This window comes from Okibacterium fritillariae (genome assembly GCF_052783725.1).
This window is the reverse complement of record NZ_CP199917.1, coordinates 1,939,859-1,959,918: the sequence shown is the minus strand read 5'-3', so window position 1 is coordinate 1,959,918 and position 20,060 is coordinate 1,939,859. Positions and strand designations below refer to the sequence as shown.

The following is a 20,060-nucleotide window of genomic DNA, read 5'->3' as shown; positions in this document are numbered from 1 at the left end:
CATGACCGTCACCGTTCTCGGAAGCGCCAACCTCGACCTCGTCTACCGCGTCGAAAAGATCCCGGCCCCGGGAGAGACCGTGCTCGCCACGGGTTTCGCCGAACACCCCGGCGGCAAGGGCAACAACCAGGTCATCGCCGTAGCGCGAGCCGGAGCATCCGTCACCTTCGTGGCCGCCCTCGGTTCGGACGCCGCCGCCTCGACCCTCACCGACCAACTGCACGCGGATGGTGTGAACACCCTTATTCGCACGGTCGACGCCCCGACCGGCACGGCGCTCATCACCGTGGACGACGGTGCCGAGAACAGCATCGTCGTGAACTCGGGCGCCAACGCGCTGCTCGTCGACCTCGACGAACGTGAGGAACAGGCCATCCGAGACGCCGACGTGTTGCTCATGCAGCTCGAGACCCCGGTCGAGACCGTGCAGCGGGCGGCCCAGATCGCTCGGGATGCCGGAACCACCGTCGTCCTGAACGCCGCGCCGATTCTCGACCTGCCGTCGGCCGTGCTCGAGGCCCTCGACATCCTGATCGTCAACGAACACGAGGCGGCCGACCTGGCCCGGTTCGCGGGGATGGACGTGGCGGCTGCCGATGACGCTGACTCGCTGCAAGCCCACCGCCAGCTCGCCTCGACTCTCACCGAACTGGTGCCCATCGTCGTCGTGACGATCGGGGCTGCCGGCGTCGTCGTGGCGCAGCGGGGCGCTGAAAACACTCGGCACATCGCCGGTCGCCGGGTCACGGCAACCGACACGACGGGCGCGGGCGACACCTTCTGTGGAGCATTCGTCGCCGCGCTCGACGCGACCCGAACTGGCACCGACGTATCGCCGACCGATGCCGCGGCATCGGGCGTTGCGGCATCCGGCGATGGCGCGCTGGGCGACGACGCTGCAGCTGCGCGCTCGACGCGCATCGACGCCGACGCCCTCGAACGGGCCGCCCTCTTCGCCACGGCCGCCGCCGCGCTCTCGGTGCAGCGCTCGGGCGCCGTGCCCTCCATCCCGAATCGCCAGGAGATCGACGATGCACTCTGACACGACCGTGCGGCCGGATGCGCCCGTGCACGACCCCGACGAAGCGCACACCAACGGCCTCAACCCGCTCGTGCCGCGCCCCATCGACCGCCCCACCGAGCTGCCGCTGCCGGGTGACGGTCGCGAGCCGCTCGACCCCGCCGTCGGCGATATCGCCAAGATCTTCAGCGCCCCGAGCGACCCCGCCGACTGGCCCGCCTGGCGCGAGGCCCTGGCCGCCTGGCGCGACGACGCGCGGGCCCGCCTCGCTTACACGGGTGAGGCGTATGACCGCCCCGACCAGCGTTGGACGAGCAGCTGCTACAGCGTCGCACTCGTGTGGCTGTGGGACGAGCGCCTCTTCGACCGCGCCACCTCCCGCTTTACGGTCGAGGCGTTCCTCGAGCGCACGGCCGACCACGGCGGATTCGACGGCGTCGTGCTGTGGCATGCCTACCCCGTCATCGGCATCGATGAGCGCAACCAGTTCGACTTCTACCGCGATGTTCCGGGTATGGCCGATGTCGTGCGCGCGTTCCAGCGGCACGGCATCCGGGTCTTCATCAACTACAACCCGTGGGACACCGGCACGCGGCGGCCCGACGGCGACGACCCGACCGAGCTGGCGGCCCTCGTGGGCGAGCTCGGCGTCGACGGCGTCTTCCTCGACACGCTGAAACAGGCCGACGATTCGCTCGTCACGGCCCTGCGATTCGCCACACCGCCTCAGGTTCTGGAGGGGGAGTCGCGCGTTCCCAACGAGCGCATCGCCGACCACCAACTGAGCTGGGCTCAGTGGTTTGCCGACAGCGACGCCCCGGGCGTCATGCGCGCGCACCTGTTCGAGCAGCGGCACATGATGCACTCGACGAGGCGCTGGAACCGCGACCACTCGGCCGAACTGCAATCGGCCTGGATGAATGGCACGGGCATGCTCGTGTGGGACACCGTCTTCGGCGTCTGGGTGGGCTGGAACGAACGCGACAAGGCCACCCTTCGCTCGATGCTGCGCGTGCAGCGCGCGTTCGCCGATGTCTTCAGCCACGGTGACTGGCAGCCGCTGGCGGGCGGCACCGACGCGGCCATCGCGGCGGGTGTGTACACGAGCACCTACCGGCTCGGGTCGACGACGCTCTTCACGCTCGTGAACCGCGGCGACAGCGACTATCGGGGCGAGGCCGTCGCGGCGCTGGTGGATGGGCTCCCGTCCGACGGATCGCGCGCCTACGACCTGTGCGCCGGGGTCGAGCTTGACGACGCCCGGGTGTCGGTGCCCGCGCGGGGCGTGACAGCCGTGCTCGTCATGATGGATGCCGCAGCCCCGACATCCGGCGACCGTGTCGATGCGTCCGCGTCCGCGTCCGCTTCGGCGTCCACGCGGTTCGAGCTTGGCCATGCCGAGCTTTCCGCGCTGCTGGCCGAGGCGGCCGACGATCGTGCCCGGTCCGCCGAAGTGCGGGACAGCATGCCCGATTGGTCGGCATTCCCGGCGCGCACCGCTCGGCGCACGCTGCCCGAGCGATCCCGGTTCACGGGCGCGGGCTCACACGTCGGCGTGGTTCCCGTGGCCGCCGGCGACTACGCGCTTCCCTTCCGCTACCGCCGTCGCGAGACGGGCACCTATCAGGGCGCCCCCTACGTCGAAGAGTGGAAGCCGCTTGCGCCCCGCCTGCACGATGACCGCGACGAGATCATCGAGGTCACGCTCGGCTCCGCTTCGGTGGCCGACCGCGAGGTGACCGTCGCCGAGTTCACGCATTTCGTCGCCGAGACCGGCTATCAACCGGCTTCGTCGAACCGATTCCTGATCGGCACGGCGTCGGGCTTCAGTCATCCGGATGTCGCGGTGACGGGTGTCTCGCTCGACGACGCCCGCGCCTACGCCGCCTGGGCCGGTGCGCGCCTGCCGACCGAGTTCGAGTGGCAGGTCGCGGCCGAACAACCCGGCTTCGAACGCATCCGCCCGCTCGTGTGGAACTGGACGGAAAGCGAGCACACCGACGGCATCACGCGATTCAGCATGCTGAAGGGTGGCTCGGATTACGAGGCCCCGGGCTCGGATTGGTATGTCGACGGCGGCGAGCGCGAGCCCGCCTTCAGCCTGAAGTTCCTGGCGACGGGACTCGGAATCGACCGCTCGCCCCACATCGGATTCCGCCTGGCGTGGGACACCGCCGACGCGGACGACGAGGGAGGAACCCGATGACGCAGACCTCATCGTCGCGCCCGCTGCCCCTCGCCGATGTGCGCGTGCTCGACATCTCGACGCTGTTCGCGGGTCCGCTCGCGGCGACCTTCCTCGGCGATTTCGGGGCCGATGTGATCAAGGTCGAGCATCCGACCAAACCCGACGCGGCGCGTGGCCACGGCCCCGCGCGCGACGGCATCAACCTGTGGTGGAAGACCCTCGGGCGCAACAAGCGCACCCTCACGCTCAACCTGGGCCAGGCCGAGGGCGCCGACATCCTCTTGCAGCTCGTGCGCGACGCCGATGTGCTGGTCGAGAACTTCCGGCCGGGAACCCTCGAGCGCTGGGGTCTCGGCCCCGAACAGCTGTTGGCCGCCAACCCGCGGCTCGTCATCGCGCGCGTGACGGCGTTCGGGCAGATCGGCCCGTATGCGGGTCGCCCCGGGTTCGGGTCGCTCGCCGAGGCGATGAGCGGCTTCGCGGCACTCACGGGGGAGCCCGACGGGCCGCCGACGTTGCCGCCGTTCGGTCTCGCCGACGGTATCGCGGCCCTCGCGACGGCCTACGCCATCATGGTCGCCCTGCGCCAGGCCGAGGCCACGGGCGCCGGCCAGGCCATCGACATGGCCATCATCGAACCGATCCTCATGTTGCTCGGCGGCCAGATCACGGCCTACGACCAGCTCGGCCGCGTTCAGCCGCGCACGGGCAACCGATCGGTCAACAATGCTCCGCGCAACGTCTATCGCACGGCCGACGGCGAGTGGGTGGCCGTGTCGACGAGTTCGCAGTCGATCGCCGAACGCGTGATGACGCTCGTCGGGCGCCCCGATGTGGTCGACGAGCCCTGGTTCGCCTCCGGGCACAGCCGCGCCGAGCACGCCGACGAACTCGACGCGGCCGTCTCGGCGTGGATCGCCGAACGCTCGACCGATGACGTCGTCACGAGTTTCGAGCAGGCCAACGCGGCCGTTGCGCGCGTGCTCGACGTGTCGGGGGTGATGGCCGACCCGCAATACGAGGCCATCGGCACCATCCGCACGGTCGACGATGACGACCTCGGGCCGGTGAAGATGCAGAACGTGCTGTTCCGGCTGTCCGAGACACCCGGGGAGATCCGCTTCACGGGACGCGCGCACGGCGCCGACACCGCGGCCGTGCTCGAAGAGGTGGGCGTGACGCCCGAGCAGCTGGCCGCCCTGCGGGAACGGGGAATCGTATGAACGACCGCATGTCGGACTTCCCGCCGATCACGGGTCTGTATGTGCCCGGCCACCGCTCCGACCGCTTCGAGCGGGCCTTCACGTCGGGCGCCGATCTCGTGATTCTCGACCTCGAAGACGCCGTGCCGGACGCGCAGAAGGCCGAGGCGCGGGAGGCGATCGTGGCGACTCTGCTCGCACGACGTGAGTCCGTCGACGCCAGCGAGGGGCCCCTCATCCAGGTGCGCGTCAACGCCGGTCCGTTCCTCGCCGACGACCTCGCCGCCATCGCCCCCTTCGTGCACGGCGATGGGGCCGCTCCGGCAGTCGAGGTCAGGCTGCCCAAGGTGGAGGCGGCCGCGGACGTTGACCGCGTCATCCATGTGCTGGATGAGGTCAGCCCGGGCTCGAGCCCACACATCGCCGTGACGGCCATCCTCGAAACGGCTCTGGGCGTCGAACGCGCCCTCGAGATCGCCTCGCACCCCGCCGTGACCCGTGTGGCCCTGGGGGAGTCGGATCTTGCGAGCGACCTGGGCACGAGGCATCCGGATGTCATCGGCTACGCCCGCACGCGTGTGCTGTTCGGTGCCCGCGCCGCCGGTCTCGATGCGCCCATGATGTCGGCCTACCCCGACATCCGCGACCAGGCGGGGCTGCGCGCCGACACCGCCGACGGGGCGACCCGGGGATGGCTCGGGCGCGTGGCGATTCATCCGAGTCAGTTGGCCGTCATCGCGAGCGCGTTCCGCCCCGAGCCCGCCGAGGTGGTCTGGGCCGAACAGGTGCTCGAGGCCATGCGCGACGGGGGAGTGACGACGCTTGCGAGCGGCGAGATGGTCGACCCCGCCATGGTCGGCCGGGCCCGCAGCATCGTCGCGCGCAAGAACGCCACCGCCGCCGTCACCTGATCCCGCACCGCCAGAACGCCTCACCCCACAACCGAATCCTCAGGAGCCACAATGTCGTGGAAGTCATCCGTCACCCTCGCCGCAAGTCTCGCCCTGGCCGGCGCACTGGCCCTGGCCGGCACATCGTCGGCAACGGCCGTCACGAGCGCGACCGCGCCCGCTGCGCCCAATGCGCCCAATGCGCCCACTGCGCCCGCTGCGCCCGGCGTGCCGGCGCTCAGCCGGGCAAAAACCGCCGCGGCGCCAGCCAGCCAGCTCGTCCCCGGCCACGTCGACACCGACGCCGTCGCGGGTGGCATCGACTACACGACCTACCTGCCCGCCGGTTTCGACGCCGATGCCGCCGAGCGCTACCCCACGCTCTACCTGCTGCACGGCCGCGGCGACACCCAGGCCGCGTGGCAGCAGGTCGCCCCGAAACTCGACGCGATGATCGCCGACGGCCAGGTGCCGCCGCTCATCGTCGTCATGCCCGACGCGCCCTGGTCGGGACGCGGCAGCTACTACGTCGATTCGCTCTACACGGGCGGGGCCGCCGGCACATCGCCCGGCCAGGCCGTCGAGACCGCCTTCACCTCCGACCTCGTCGACCACATCGACGCCACCTACCCGACCGTCGACGACCGCGCGGGCCGCGCCGTGGGCGGCTACTCGATGGGCGGCGCCGGGGCCCTGCGCTTCGCGACCGTGCACCAAGACCTGTTCTCGTCGGCGCTCGTCCTCTCGCCGGCCGTCTACGTGCCGAGCACCCCCGCCGATTCCTCCACTCGCGAGTTCGGAGCCTACGGTCGCGGCGACGCCCTCTACGACGAGGCCCGCTACCAGGAGCTCGCCTACCCGGCCGCGCTCGAGGCCTTCGACCCCGCGCTGCCCGTGCACCTCTTCATCGCGGTCGGCGACGACGAATACGCCAACCCCAAGCCCGAAGACGCCATCCACGACCTCGACTACGAGGCCGCAACGCTCTACAACCGCGCCAAACGCGTCCCCGGCATCACGGCCGAGATGCGCACCTACGACGGCGGCCACGATTGGGATGTCTGGGCGCGCGGTTTCGCCGAGGGCCTCACCGATATCGGCCCCCGCCTGTCGACCACCCCTCCCACCCCGTTCACGGGAACGCAAACCGGTTCGGCGGGCGACGATCGCGCCAGCGGCATCCTCACCCTGGCCGACGGCAGCGTCGTCGAGGCAATCACAGCCCCCGGGGATGCCTGGGGCCACCGCTCGGCGGGCGGCACCGACATCCTCGTGCAGAAGCGGTCGTCGGCGGGCGCCGTGCAGTGGACGACGGCCATCGCCTCGCCGCTCAACGAACGCGCCTACGGCCTCGTGGAAGGTGACGATGGCTCGGTGATCGTGGGCGGCTACCGGCGCGTCGATCACGCCGGTGCCCAGAACGACGACGTGCTCGCGGCCGCGGTATCGGCCGACGGCGCCGTGCTGTGGACGATCACGGCGGGTGACCCGGCAGCCGCCGACCGCGCCTATTCGATCGCCTCAGACGGTGCGGGCGGCGCGTTCCTCGCGGGCTACACCTCGGGCCGCGTCGGCGGTGCCCCATCGGCCGGCGACAAGGATGCCCTGGTCGTGCACGTGGGCCGCGATGGCGCCGTGGCGGGCACGCATCAATTCGGCGGCGCGGGCGAGGACAAGTCCCTCACGATCGCGCGCGCGGGCGACGGCCGTCTGGCTCTCGGCGGTGTTACGACAGGCGCCATGCCCGGCGCAACCGCCCATGGCGGAACGGATGGGTGGGTCGCCGGTTTCAGCGACGATCTGACCGCCGGGCCGAGCTTCGTCGCGCAGATCGGCACCGACTCGTCCGATCAGGTCAGCGCCCTGCTCGCGCGGGGCGACGGCTGGCAGGCCGCCGGCTTCACGGGCGGAGCGCTGGCGACGACACCGTCGGCGGGTGGCAACGACGCCTTCGTCGCCGAGGTCGACGGCGCGGGAACGGTCTCGGGCCTGCGGCAATACGGCACTCCCGGTGACGACCGTGCGGCGGCGCTCGTGGCGGGCGCGGGCGACGCGACGCTGCTCGTGGGCCACACCGACGGCCGGTTCCAGGCATCCGCGGGGAGCGTCGATGTGTTCGCGCTCGACCTCGCGGCGGACGGAAGCATCCGAACCTCGACGCAGTTCGGCAGCGTGGCGCGCGACGGCGCCGACGAGTACGACGAGGCGAACCTCTTCGCGGCGGCGGCCGGTGCCGACTCGGTTCAGATTCAGGGCCTCACCTATGGCGCTGTCGAGGGCGTGACCAACGCGGGCGGGGGAGACGTCTTCCTGTCGACCGTGGCCTTCGCCGTGTCCGGGGCCCCGGGCGAGCCGAGTACTCCGACCACCCCCACCTCGCCAGCGAATCCGGCCGTGCCGGGCGGACCGAACACGGGCGGCGGCACCGCGGGTAGCGGCGTTGCGGGCTCCTCCGCCGGTTCGACGGCGAGCGCCCTCGCCCTCTCGGGCACCCAGCTCGGTCAGATCGCCGCCTTCGCTCTGCTTGCTCTCGCGGCAGGCGCATTACTTGCGCTTCGCCGTCACCGGGGACGCGGCCCGCTGGAGACCACCGTTCGCTGACCCGGCCACCGGGCGGATGGTCCCAGCGGCGACCAACACCCGCTAAACCAGCTACCCGATATACGGCCACTCATGGACACCAAGGCTCGCGGGCTCTCCTCCCTGAGCCGTGCCGTGGCCCCGATCATCCGTCGCGCCGCCGTCAACCCGTTTCGTCGATCGGCCCGCCGCGATACCGTCGAAGGTGAGCGGCGTTCACCAAAGCGCCCGACACATACGAAACCGAAGGGATGACGATGAAAGCGTTGCAGTACACGAAGATCGGGTCGAAGCCAGAGGTCGTCGACATCCCCATCCCGACGGTCGGCCCCGGGCAGGTGCTCCTCAAGGTCACCGCCGCGGGCGTCTGCCACTCCGACGAGTTCATCATGGGCCTTCCCGAGGACCAGTACACCTACGGCCTGCCGCTGACGCTCGGCCACGAGGGCACGGGCATCGTGCACGAGCTCGGCGAGGGCGTCGAGCACCTCTCGGTCGGCGACGCCGTGGCCGTCTACGGACCCTGGGGCTGCGGTCGCTGCCACAACTGTTCCGAGGGCAAAGAGAACTATTGCACCAACGCCGCCGCCGAGGGCATCACCCCTCCCGGCCTCGGTTCGCCCGGTTCGATGGCCGAGTACATGCTCATCGACGACCCGCGGCACCTCGTTCCGCTCGGCGACCTCGACCCCGCCAAGAACGTCTCGCTGACGGATGCCGGCCTCACCCCGTATCACGCCATCAAGCAGTCCCTGCCGAAACTCGGCGCCGGTTCGACGGCCGTCGTCATCGGCACGGGCGGCCTCGGACACGTGGGCATCCAGATCATCCGTGCGCTCTCGGGCGCTACCGTGATCGCCCTCGACGTCAACGACGAGAAGCTCGCCCTGGCGAAAGAGGTCGGCGCGCATCACGCCATCCTGAGCGACAAGAACGCCGTCGACACCATCAAAGAACTGACGGATGGCCTGGGCGCCGACGCCGTGTTCGACTTCGTCGGCGTGCAGCCCACCGTCGACATCGCGACCGCATCGGTGGCCACGGGCGGCGACGTCACGATCGTGGGGATCGGCGGCGGAATGGCCTCGGTCGGTTTCGGCACCATCGCCTACGACGCGGCGCTGCGCGTGCCGTATTGGGGTTCGCGCGGAGAGCTCATCGAGGTGCTGGAGATGGCGAAGCGCGGCCAGCTGAGCGTCGAGATCGAGACGTACAGCATCGACGAGGGTCCGAAAGCCTACGAGCGCCTGCACGAGGGCTCGATCCGCGGCCGCGCGGTCATCCTGCCCAACGGCTGATCTCGGCGCTGTGGCCGGTGGGGGTGTCGCGTGGTGCGACGACCCCACCGGTTTTCTCCGCGTAGAGGCCGGGAAGGATCCCAGCACGGCTTCAGGCCGTCGACCGTGACCGGTCGCGACGGTCAGACGGCGGTCGACCGGAGCGACGCGATCCGCTTGCGCGCGGCGCGCTCAGAGGTCGAATCCGGTCCGAGCACGATTCGCACAAGCGCTAACACGAGGCGAGTCGCCGTGACGACGGGCAGCGGAGACCGCTTGAGCCCCAGCATCTGCCGATACTCGCGAGGAATGGTGGCGACGGCGCCCGCGAACATGACGCGATAGGCCGGCATCATCCCCTTGCGGAGCGGCGGATTGCGAATGAACCGCACGGCCTCGTCGACGCGTTCGCCGCCCATCAACGTGCCGGCGGCGCGGAACCCCTCGAGCTGAGCGCGCAACTCGGCCTCGCTGTGCGGTGCGCCCACAACCCCGATCAGCTCGCCCGCCGTGGCCCACTCGTCGACATAACGATCGGCACCGCCCGGGATGCTGCCACCCCACGTCTCGTGCGACCGCAGGAACGCATCCGTGAACACCACGTGCACCCACGAGAGCAGCTCGGCATCGCCCGCCGCGTACGGCCGCTCCTCGCCGCGCGCATCGACATACGTGCCGACCACACGATCGTGGAAGCGCCCCACGCGCGTCGACGCCTGCTGGGCCAGCGCCCGATCACCGTAGGTCACCGTGAGCAACCACTGAATGGTGCCCGACAACCGCCCGAGCGGATCTTCCTGATAGCGCGACCAATCGTGCACACCCGCCATGGCTCCCGGGTGCAACGTCTGCATGAGCAACGCACGGATGCCGGCGACCATCGTCGAGATGCCACCGTGCACGGCCCACGACGCCGACCCGGGCCCGAAGTATCCGGCGTCATCGCCCGTCTCGAGCGATTCGACCCAGTAGGGGCGGCCGTCGTCGTCGCCCGACAGCGTCGACAGGAGATGCGATCTCCAGACGTTCGTGAGTGTGCCCATAGGGCGACGTTAACCCCGACCCCTGACACCCGGATGGGAGTGGGGCGCGCTATCGCCGGGCGTTCTTCGGCAGCGACGCCGATCGCTCGACCGCGGGCCGCGCATGCCGCGGCAGCTTCGCCACGACGAGGTCGTAGGAGTTGCCCACGAGGTCCTCGACGAACGTCGCATCGGCCTCGCCGGCCAGGTCGACCGTCACCCAGTGCCGCTTGTTCATGTGATATCCGGGCCGCACGGCGGGATGATCGCGCACGAGCGCTTCGCCGTGATCGGGCATCACCTTGAGGGTGATCGTCGTCGGCAGCTCGGTCATCCCGATCATGGCGAACATCTTGCCGCTCACCTTGAACACGGCGGTCTCCTCGCCGAACGGATACTCCTCGACGGCATTCGGCAACTCAAGACACGCCCCCCGCGCCGCCTCCAGCGCCCGTCGAAACTCGACCTCGCTCACCTCATCCATGCCCCCACGCTACCGAAGGTGAGAAGGAAACTACCGAAGGTGAGAAGGAAAGCTCGTGGCTATCGGGACGGGGCCTCGAGGTTCTCGAACGACGAGCCCGGACCGGACAACGCGCGACGCTCATGGTTGCCGTGCCGAGCTCGCTCAAGGGACCCCAACAAGCGGCGCGCTCCCTCCGCATTTCGGAGCAAGTACGTTGTCTCGTCCTCGGCGCTTTCACATGATGACGAATCAGACATGTCGATATTCTAGGCTCAGGATCTGACTAAAGGGTGTCGCTTCGAACGGCCCTGCAGGCGACCGCAGTCGCACATCACCATGATTCGTTGGTGAAGTCGCGAGGTGGCCTTGGCCGATCGATTAAAGAGCAGAGGGCCCGCCATGCGTGCCCAGTGAGCAGAGGCAACGGCGAGCCCTCCATCCGCGTGCGATCATGACCGCAGAGGCGGAACGAAGAAAGGATAACACGGCGTGCTTGAGCGAAAAATAGGCTGGGTGTCGGCAGCACGGTTTGCACCGTTCCTAGCTGCGTGTAGTCATGATGAACTTCTGGCGTGGGAGCTTTACGAGTGGAACGCCAAGGTGGCGTCCTCCCTTTTTGAGTGTTTCCATCACACCGAAGTGCTCCTGCGCAACGCGGTGATGGGACGCCTCGAGACGATCCATCCACTTGCCTACCCGTGGCAACAGGATCTCGGGAGCGTCGTCAACGCGGCGGCGCGCCGCATGGATGCCACGACGAAAGTCGCAACTCCCGACTCGATCATCTCGGAGCTGACACTGGGATTTTGGACGAGTTTGTTGGAACAACGGCCCGCGAATGAGGAGCTGTGGCGTCAGCATCTTCGTCACGTCTTTCCCGGTTCGCCTGGGACCCGAGACGCTGTTCACAAAGCAGTGTCTGATATGCGCAATTTGCGAAACCGTTGCGCGCACCAAGACTCTCTGCTGGAATTCGATCCCGGTATCGAATTGAAGAAATTGCTATCTCTGGTCGAGTGGATTGATCCTGCCGCTCGCACGTGGCTGGAGAGCGTTGAAAGCGTTTCCTCCGTCACCGGCGCGCGCCCGGTCGCGCCTGTGCGCGACGTTGTTATCGTCGTCGCGAGCGCCGACGTTGCACTACGGATGTATGAGCGAGTGAGCGCCTACGTATGCCCCAGCGATCGTTCCTTCGCCCAAGTTACCCACATGGGCTTCTACGCAAACAAACAGATCGAAAGCTATTTCCCCGCAATCCAGGAAAAAGTCGTCCCGGCTCGATGGAACCGCGCCGAGGCGGCCCGACTACGCGCATCTTCTCTGCCCGTCGATCAGCAAGTGGGACAGGTGATGGGATATGCCTTGGACAACGGTTGGGAACCCGGAGGCCGGTTTCAGGTCTTCTTGCTCAGCCGGAAGAATGCCGCCGCCACGATTGCCCGCGCAAACGCGGCTCCAATCCCGCACTCGAAAAAGGGGCGCGGATCTGCCTTCGTGCAGAACAAGCGATACTTCTCCCGCGCGGCGCTTTTAGCAGCCGACGACACCGGTCATCTCGCCGACTGAACCCGCCGCGTCGGCCGTTACTGCCCTACTGCAGGGCCGGGCGGATATCGCGCGCGATGGTCTCGAGCAGGTGCGCGTTGTAGTCGACGCCGAGCTGGTTGGGCACCGTGACGAGCAGCGTGTCGGCGGCCATGACGGCCGCGTCGCCGAGCAACTCTTCGACGATCTTGTCGGGTTCGCCGACGTAGCTCTTGCCGAAACGGGCGATCGAGTTGTCGATGTAGCCGACCTGGTCCTGGCGCTCGCGCGTGGCGAGGTTGCCGAAGTAGGCGCGGTCCTGGTCGGTCGTGATCGGCAGGATGCTGCGGCTCACCGAGACGCGCGGTTCCCAGTCCCAGCCGGCCGTGGCCCAGGCATCCCGGAACAGCTGGATCTGCTCGGCCTGCAGGTCACCGAACGGCACGCCGGTGTCTTCGGTCAAGAGCGTGGATGACATGAGGTTCATGCCCTGCTCGGCGGTCCACGTGGCGGTGCCGCGGGTTCCCGACCCCCACCAGATGCGCTGGCGAAGCCCGGGGGACTGCGGCGTCAGAGGCAAGAGGGCTCGGGTTCCGGTGGCCTGCGGGTTGGCGGGCGCGATTCCGTGGCCCTCGAGGCCGCGGAGGAAGTCGGCCGTGTGCTCGCGCGCGAGATCGGCGTCGGTCTGGCCGTCGGCGGGCACGTAGCCGAACGATTCCGAACCGTTGAGCGCCGTTTCGGGCGATCCCCGGCTCACGCCGAGCTGCAGTCGCCCGCCCGAGATCAGGTCGGTAGCGGCGGCCTCTTCGGCGGCGTAGAAACCGTTCTCGTAACGCATGTCGATGACACCCGTGCCGAGTTCGATGGTCTTGGTGCGCGCGGCCATGGCGGCGAGCAGCGGATACGGCGAGGCCAGCTGGCGCGCGAAGTGGTGCACGCGCACGTAGGCGCCGTCGATGCCGATCTCTTCGGCGGCCACGGCCAGGTCGATGCTCTGCAGCAGAGCGTCCTGCGCGGTGCGCGTAAGGGAGCCCGGCACGGGCTGCCAGTGGCCGAACGAGAGGAAGCCGATTTTCTTCATACCCACCTCAGCGCCTGCGACCCCGGATCTATTCCATGCGTATGCATGAAGCATCGCTTCGGGTCGACATCGACCGCAGCGTCACCACTGCGAGCGTTCGTAGTCCTTCAGGAAGCAGCCGGTCAGGTCTTCGCCGGCCTCGCCGCGCACGATGGGGTCATAGACGCGGGCGGCCCCGTCGACCAGGTCGAGCGGCGCGTGGAAACCCTCTTCGGCCAGCCGAACCTTGGTGGGGTGGGGGCGTTCGTCGGTGATCCACCCGGTGTCGACGCTGGTCATGAGGATGCCGTCATCCAACATCTCTTTCGCACTCGTGCGCGTGAGCATGTTGAGCGCGGCCTTGGCCATATTCGTGTGCGGATGCCCGGGGCCCTTGTAGCCGCGCCCGAAAACGCCCTCCATGGCCGAGACGTTGACGATGTAGGTGCGGCGGGCGGGCGAGGCCTTGAGCGACGGGCGCAACCGCCCGACCAGGATGAACGGAGCCGTCGTATTGCACAGCTGCACCTCGAGCATCTCGAGGGGGTCGACGTCGTCGACGTTCTGGGTCCACGAGTTCACTGCGTGCAGGTCGGGCACGAGGCCGCCCGCGTCGATGGCGGTGCCGTCGGCCAGCTTGTCGAGGCTCGACGACCCGGCCGTCATGGCGAGCGTGGCGATATCGGTGGGCGTCAACGCGGGCGCATCGTCGCTGCGGCGCGCCGGCGTCACGCCCGCCAGAATCGGATGCCCGGCTACCGAGGCCGCGAGGGCCAACGGGTGCTGGTCGTTGGTGTGTCCGAACGTCTCGAGCTCGGGCAGCGGGCCGTCGGGCAGCGGCGCGGTCTCGGCGTCGGCGAGCAACGAGTAGGAGCCCGCCGAGCGGCGCACGGTCTGCGCCGCATTGTTGATGAGGATGTCGAGGTGCCCGCGCTCGGCCACCGAATCGGCCAGGGCGATCACCTGGGCCGGGTCGCGCAGGTCGATGCCCACGATGCGCAGGCGGTGCAGCCACTCGGCCGAGTCGGGCAGGGCCTGAAAACGGCGCACGGCGTCGCGGGGGAAACGCGTCGTGATGGTGGTGTGGGCGCCGTCGCGCAGCAGCCGCAGGGCGATGTGCATGCCGATCTTGGCGCGGCCGCCCGTGAGCAGCGCGCGGCGGCCCGTGAGGTCGGTGCGGGCGTTGCGCTTCTGGTGGCTGAGCGCCGCGCAGCGCGGGCACAGCTGGTGGTAGAACGCGTCGACCTCTGTGTACCGCTCCTTGCAGATGTAGCAGGGGCGGGCCTTCAGCAGCGTTCCCGCGGTGGGGGCGGCCGCCGTGATGGCCAGCTCGATGCCGCGCGTCTCGTCGTCGATGCGGTCGGGCGCGCCCGTGGCCGTGGCGGCGACGACCGCGCGGTCGGCTGCGCTGATGCGCTGGCGCTTCTCGGCCCGGCGCGACACCTTCACGGATTTGAACATGTTCGCGGTGGCGCGGCGCACGGCGATGAAATCGGGATGCTGGTCGTCGATCGTGTTGAGCGACGCCAGGGTGCGCAGCGTGGTCTCGAGATCGGCCGGGTCGATGCCGGAGGCGCCGACGGGGCCAGTGGCGCCGTCGGATTCGCCCCGATCGGTGGTCTCGTCGGTCTCCGGAGCGGAAGTCAAGTCATGTTCGTGCACTGGGCGAGTTTACTCGCCACGGCTGATGTTCGCGGGTGCGTCACGAGCGGAGCGGGCTGGGACCCGTGCGCCCGGAGCGTGACGGGCGCGGACCCCGCTGAACCTCGTCTACTCCCGAATGCAGCCGCCCGACGACACGGGAGCGTCGAGCGACGCCGCCTGCGCGGCCACAGGCGACAGCTCGGCGAGCGTCATGGCGTAACCGACGTTCTGCACGGTCGTCGCGCGCGCGAACACGACGCCCACGACCGTGCCGTCGGTGGCGAGCAACGGCCCGCCCGAGTTGCCGGGCTGCACGTTGGCGGCCAGGGTGTACACGCTGCGGTCGCTCGACGATTCGTTGCGGATGTCGGGAACGCGCAACGAGCTCACGCTCAGCACACCGGCCGGGCCGGTCGTGAACGGTCCGCCGTGCGGATACCCGTCGACCACGGCGTCGGCCCCCGCGGCGAGGTTCTGGCCGAGAGGGATCGGCCGCGCATCCAGATCGTCGACGGCGATGACGGCCAGGTCGTCGACCGGGTCGAAGTAGACGACACGCCCCGGCCGGGGCAACTCGTTGGGTGCCTCGATCACGGGGTCGGTGACGCCCGCCAGCACGTGCGCGTTGGTGACGACGCGGTCGTCGGACACGACGAAACCCGAACCCGTGAGCCCGAGCCCGCATTCGGCGGCCGTGCCCGAGATGCGCACGACCGAGTCGGCCGAGGCGGCGAGGGAGGCCGAATCGGTGGCCACATCGGGCACATCGGGCGTCTCGCTCGGCACGCCGAGCGCCTCGGTGATCCAGGGCAGCGCGTCGTCGACGGCCGCCGTGCGCACCTGCGCGAGCCACGTCTTGACCGGATCGGGCGTGAGACCGTCGATGGCCTTGATGACCGCGGAGGACGCCGTCATCTGAGTGAGCGCGGGCACGCCGAGCGCGCTCACCTGCGACGCGATGAGGCCGAGCATGAGTGCAGCGACGGCCACGTTGGCGACGGCCCCCAGCAGTCGGTCGACGAAACCGAGTTTGACGATCTGCACGCCGCGCCGCAGCACGCGCCCGATCGTCGCGCCGACCGTGAAGCCCAGGGACAGCAGCAGCAGTGCCACCACGATCACCGTGAGCACGCGCCACTCGGGCGGAACGGCGGTCGCCGCGAGCGGCACCACGAAGTACGCCGCGATGCCTCCGAGCACGAGCCCCGCGATGCCGAACAGCGTGCGCAGAATGCCCACGCGGTAGCCATAGACGAGATAGGACACGAGCAGGATCACGAGCAGGATGTCGACGATCCAGTGGGTCTCGGTCATGTGGTGCTCCTGTCGCGGGTGCGCCTCGCGGGCGGGTCGGGCACGCGTTTGCCGGCCAACACGTCGCCCCAGCCGATGTGCACGGGCCCGCGTGTCGTCTCGACGTCGATGCCCGAGTCGTCACGCGAAAAGAGCACGCCCAAGGCATCCGTATAGCGATGGATGCCGTCGGCCTCTGGCATGCCGTCACGCAGCGCCCAGCGCACGACGACGCGCGCGCCGAGGGGCAGGGCGCGCAGTTCGGCGGTCGGATCGAGCGAGGGCATGAGTGCAGTGTAGGAGAGACGTCCGACAGGAAACCCGACAGTAGGGCAGGATCGAAGCATCATGACTGACGCCGAACCTGCCGACGACACCACCTCCGTCCCCGCTTCGGCGACCGATCCCGCGAACGATCGCGCGGCCGATTCCGCGGACGATCAGGCTGCAGCATCCGTGCCGCCCGCGCCCACACTCACGGCCCGCGTGCCCGACAGCTACGACCCGGATGTCGTCTTCGAGCGTTTCGAAGAGTGGGCGGGCGGCCGCGGCCTCTCGCTCTACCCCGCACAGGAGGAGGCGGTGCTCGAGATCGTGACGGGGGCCAACGTCATCCTCTCGACCCCCACCGGAACGGGAAAATCCCTCGTCGCGATCGGCGCCCACTTCGCAGCCCTCGCGGAGGGCAAGCGCAGCTATTACACGGCCCCCATCAAGGCGCTCGTCAGTGAGAAGTTCTTCGCGCTGGTCGAGATCTTCGGGGCCGAGAACGTGGGCATGGTCACGGGGGACTCGTCGGTGAACGGCGACGCGCCGATCATCTGCTGCACGGCCGAGATTCTTGCCAACCTCGCACTTCGGCAGGGCGACGCGGCCGACGTCGGCCAGGTCGTCATGGACGAATTCCACTTCTACTCCGACCCCGACCGCGGCTGGGCCTGGCAGGTGCCGTTGCTCACGCTGCCCCGGGCCCAATTCCTCCTCATGTCGGCCACGCTCGGCGACGTCGAGTGGCTCGCGAAAGACCTCACGGCGCGCACCGGCCGCCCGACGGCCACGGTCACGGGCGTCGAGCGACCCGTGCCGCTGCACTACTACTACGCCAAGACCCCCGTGCACGAGACGGTCGAAGACCTGCTGCAGACCGGCCAGTCGCCCATCTACATCGTGCACTTCTCGCAGCTCGCGGCCCTCGAACGCGCGCAGGCCATGACGAGCATCAAGGTCGTCACGCGCGAACAGCGCGACGCCATCGCCGAGCTCATCGGAGGGTTCCGCTTCACGACGTCCTTCGGCAAGACGCTGTCCCGCCTCATCCGCTCGGGAATCGGTGTGCACCACGCGGGAATGCTGCCGAAGTACCGCCGGCTCGTCGAACAGCTGGCGCAGAAGGGTTTGCTGCGCGTGATCTGCGGCACCGACACGCTCGGCGTGGGCATCAACGTGCCCATCCGCACGGTGCTCCTGACCGCCCTGACCAAATACGACGGGCAGCGGATGCGGCAGCTCAACGCGCGCGAATTCCACCAGATCGCCGGGCGCGCGGGCCGGGCTGGTTACGACACCGCCGGAACCGTCGTCGTGCAGGCCCCCGAGCACGAGACCGAGAACGCGAAGGCCATCGCCAAGGCGGGCGACGACCCCAAGAAGATCCGCAAGATCGTGCGCAAGAAAGCGCCCGACGGCTTCGTCTCGTGGGGCGAGCCCAGCTTCCAGCGCCTCATGACCGCCGAACCCGAGACGCTCACCGCGAGCATGCAGATCACACACGCCATGATGCTCAACCTCATCGGGCAGGGCGGCGACGTCTTCACGACCGTGCGCACGCTGCTCGAGGACAACCACGAGCCGCGCGCCAAACAGTTGGCCCTGCTGCGCCAGGCGCTGTCCATCTACCGCAGCCTGCGCACGGCCGAGATCGTCGAACAGATCGAGAGCCCGGATGGCGGGCGTGCGACCATTCGCCTGACCGTCGACCTGCAGCCGAACTTCGCGCTCAACCAGCCGCTGTCGCCCTTCGCGTTGGCGGTCTTCGACGTGCTCGACCCCGAGAACGAGAACTACGCGCTCGACACCATCTCGGTGCTCGAGGCCACGCTCGACGACCCGCGTCCCGTGTTGTCGGCGCAGCAGTTCATGGCGCGCGGCGAGGCCGTGGCCCAGATGAAGGCCGACGGCATCGAATACGACGAGCGCATGGAGATTCTCGAGGGGATCACGCATCCGAAGCCCCTCGAAGAGATGCTCGACGCCATGTTCGAGACCTATTCGGCCACGCAGCCGTGGATCGGCGACTTCGAGTTGCGGCCCAAATCGGTCGTGCGCGATATGTATGAGCGCGCCATGACCTTCGGTGACTTCATCTCGTTCTACAAGCTGGCGCGGTCGGAGGGGCTCGTGCTGCGTTACCTGTCCGACGCGTTCCGGGCGGCGCGTCAGACCATCCCCGACGAGGCGAAGACCGACGAGCTGCGCGACCTGATCGAGTGGCTGGGTGAACTGGTGCGGCAGGTGGATTCGAGTCTGCTCGACGAGTGGGAGGAGCTCATCCACCCGTCGTTCGATCCGGGCGACCCCGACAGTGTGGTGCCGCCCGCGCCCAAGCGGCTCACCAACAACGTGCGCGCTTTTCGGGTGCTGGTGCGCAACGAGATGTTCCGGCGCGTGCAGCTCGCCGCCCGCGAGGACTACGAGGCGCTCGGCGAACTCGATGCGGCCTCGGGTTTCGACGCGGATGCCTGGCGTGACGCCCTCGACGGGTTCTTCGCCGAATACGAGGACACCGAGTCATCCCGCCCACTCTCGCCCATCGGCACGGATGCGGCGGCGCGCAGTGCCTCGTTGCTGCTGGTCGACGAGCAGCCCGGCACCTGGGTGGTGCGGCAGATCCTGGCCGACCCGGCCGGCGACCACGACTGGGGCATCAGCGCGACGGTCGATCTGGCCGAGTCGGACGAACAGGGCGTGGCGGTCGTGCGCATCGACAGGGTGGGGCAGCTGGGGGCCTGACGAGCGGCCGAAAAGAGGCGTACGCTGGAACCTAATCGACAGATGTCGAAAAGAAAGGTTTCACTCATGACACGGTTCGAGGGCAAAGTCGTCCTGATCACTGGCGCGGCCTCCGGTCTCGGCAAGGCCACCGCACTCCACATCGCTCGCGAGGGCGGCGCGCTCTCGCTCGTCGACCTCAACGCGCAGGGTCTCGACGACGTCAAGGCGGCCATCCTCGAGGTCGCCCCCGACGCCCAGCTCGAGACGATCACCGCCGACGTCTCGAAGGAAGCGGATGTCGAGAACTACGTCGCGAAGACGGTCGAACGCTTCGGCAAGATCGACGGTTTCTACAACAACGCCGGCATCGAAGGCAAGCAAAACCTCACCGAAGACTTCGGCAGCGACGAGTTCGCCAAGGTCATCGGCATCAACCTCAACGGCGTCTTCTTCGGCCTCAAGCACGTGCTCAAGGTCATGAAGGAGCAGGGCTCGGGCTCGGTCGTCAACACGGCCTCCGTCGGCGGCATCCGCGGCGTGGGCAACCAGTCCGGCTACGCGGCCGCCAAGCACGGCGTCGTGGGCCTGACCCGCAACTCGGCCATCGAATACGGTCAGTTCGGCATCACCATCAACGCCATCGCACCCGGCGCCATCATGACGCCCATGGTGGAGGCATCCCTCAAGCAGATCGACCCCGTCAACTGGGAAGAAGCCGGCACCGAGTTCGTGAGCGTCAACCCGGCCAAGCGTTTCGGCAAGCCGCACGAGGTCGGAGCGGTCGTCGCGTTCCTGCTGTCGGGCGAGGCCTCGTTCGTCAACGCCACCGTCATCCCCATCGACGGCGGGCAGTCCTACAAGTACTAGGGCGCTCGCTGGTCGGTGAGCCCTAGCCGGGGGAG

General features: G+C 68.8%; 15 protein-coding genes. 9 read left to right on the top strand and 6 right to left on the bottom strand.

From position 1 onward, the window contains the following. The first annotated feature begins 1 nt into the window (after position 1). The 6 genes from ACUWEX_RS09070 to ACUWEX_RS09045 all read left to right on the top strand — a co-directional run bounded on the left by ACUWEX_RS09070 (position 2) and on the right by ACUWEX_RS09045 (position 9,179). Entirely contained in the window at positions 2-1,042 is a 1,041-nt protein-coding gene (locus tag ACUWEX_RS09070; protein ID WP_079727781.1) for a ribokinase, read from the top strand. Further along, the gene (locus ACUWEX_RS09065; protein ID WP_445996020.1) at positions 1,032-3,227 is read left to right on the top strand and encodes an SUMF1/EgtB/PvdO family nonheme iron enzyme; all 2,196 of its coding nucleotides are present in this window, start codon (positions 1,032-1,034) and stop codon (positions 3,225-3,227) included. The genes ACUWEX_RS09070 and ACUWEX_RS09065 overlap by 11 nt, the downstream gene beginning before the upstream one ends. Beyond that, on the top strand, positions 3,224-4,432 hold the full coding sequence (locus tag ACUWEX_RS09060; RefSeq protein ID WP_445996019.1) for a CaiB/BaiF CoA transferase family protein: 1,209 nt from the start codon (positions 3,224-3,226) through the stop codon (positions 4,430-4,432). Before ACUWEX_RS09065 ends, ACUWEX_RS09060 begins: the two co-directional genes overlap by 4 nt. Positions 4,433-4,440: 8 nt before the next feature. Continuing rightward, positions 4,441-5,322, top strand: a complete 882-nt coding sequence (locus ACUWEX_RS09055) for an HpcH/HpaI aldolase/citrate lyase family protein (protein ID WP_445996018.1) — start codon at positions 4,441-4,443, stop codon at positions 5,320-5,322. Between the two features lie 51 nt (positions 5,323-5,373). Beyond that, positions 5,374-7,902, top strand: coding sequence for an alpha/beta hydrolase (locus tag ACUWEX_RS09050; RefSeq protein ID WP_445996017.1), 2,529 nt, complete (start codon positions 5,374-5,376; stop codon positions 7,900-7,902). A 236-nt stretch (positions 7,903-8,138) separates the two neighbouring features. Further along, entirely contained in the window at positions 8,139-9,179 is a 1,041-nt protein-coding gene (locus ACUWEX_RS09045) for an NAD(P)-dependent alcohol dehydrogenase (RefSeq protein ID WP_445997634.1), read from the top strand. A 122-nt stretch (positions 9,180-9,301) separates the two neighbouring features. On the opposite strand, the gene ACUWEX_RS09040 is transcribed toward ACUWEX_RS09045, so the two are convergent. Both ACUWEX_RS09040 and ACUWEX_RS09035 read right to left on the bottom strand, forming a co-directional pair. After that, positions 9,302-10,201 (bottom strand): oxygenase MpaB family protein, encoded by a 900-nt coding sequence (locus ACUWEX_RS09040; RefSeq protein ID WP_079727775.1) that lies wholly within the window; start codon positions 10,199-10,201, stop codon positions 9,302-9,304. A 49-nt stretch (positions 10,202-10,250) separates the two neighbouring features. Then, entirely contained in the window at positions 10,251-10,655 is a 405-nt protein-coding gene (locus ACUWEX_RS09035) for an MmcQ/YjbR family DNA-binding protein (RefSeq protein ID WP_234991022.1), read from the bottom strand. 480 nt (positions 10,656-11,135) lie between these two features. Here ACUWEX_RS09035 and ACUWEX_RS09030 point away from each other — a divergent pair, with 480 nt between their 5' ends. Then, positions 11,136-12,212: a hypothetical protein gene (locus ACUWEX_RS09030; protein WP_079727771.1), complete on the top strand. Its 1,077-nt coding sequence runs from the start codon at positions 11,136-11,138 to the stop codon at positions 12,210-12,212. Positions 12,213-12,237: 25 nt separating this feature from the next. On the opposite strand, the gene ACUWEX_RS09025 is transcribed toward ACUWEX_RS09030, so the two are convergent. The 4 genes from ACUWEX_RS09025 to ACUWEX_RS09010 all read right to left on the bottom strand — a co-directional run bounded on the left by ACUWEX_RS09025 (position 12,238) and on the right by ACUWEX_RS09010 (position 16,454). Beyond that, positions 12,238-13,251 (bottom strand): LLM class flavin-dependent oxidoreductase, encoded by a 1,014-nt coding sequence (locus ACUWEX_RS09025; protein ID WP_079727770.1) that lies wholly within the window; start codon positions 13,249-13,251, stop codon positions 12,238-12,240. Positions 13,252-13,332: 81 nt separating this feature from the next. Next, positions 13,333-14,796: an SDR family NAD(P)-dependent oxidoreductase gene (locus tag ACUWEX_RS09020; RefSeq protein WP_445997633.1), complete on the bottom strand. Its 1,464-nt coding sequence runs from the start codon at positions 14,794-14,796 to the stop codon at positions 13,333-13,335. Positions 14,797-15,000: 204 nt separating this feature from the next. Further along, positions 15,001-16,188: a MarP family serine protease gene (locus ACUWEX_RS09015; RefSeq protein WP_445996016.1), complete on the bottom strand. Its 1,188-nt coding sequence runs from the start codon at positions 16,186-16,188 to the stop codon at positions 15,001-15,003. Beyond that, complete coding sequence (locus ACUWEX_RS09010) at positions 16,185-16,454, bottom strand: hypothetical protein (RefSeq protein ID WP_445996015.1); 270 nt, start codon at positions 16,452-16,454, stop codon at positions 16,185-16,187. Before ACUWEX_RS09010 ends, ACUWEX_RS09015 begins: the two co-directional genes overlap by 4 nt. A 61-nt stretch (positions 16,455-16,515) precedes the next feature. Here ACUWEX_RS09010 and ACUWEX_RS09005 point away from each other — a divergent pair, with 61 nt between their 5' ends. Further along, positions 16,516-19,176, top strand: a complete 2,661-nt coding sequence (locus ACUWEX_RS09005) for a DEAD/DEAH box helicase (protein WP_445996014.1) — start codon at positions 16,516-16,518, stop codon at positions 19,174-19,176. 66 nt (positions 19,177-19,242) lie between these two features. Beyond that, positions 19,243-20,025 carry an SDR family oxidoreductase gene (locus ACUWEX_RS09000; RefSeq protein ID WP_079727763.1) on the top strand — a complete coding sequence of 261 codons (783 nt, stop codon included), beginning with the start codon at positions 19,243-19,245 and terminating at the stop codon, positions 20,023-20,025. Positions 20,026-20,060 lie beyond the last annotated feature (35 nt).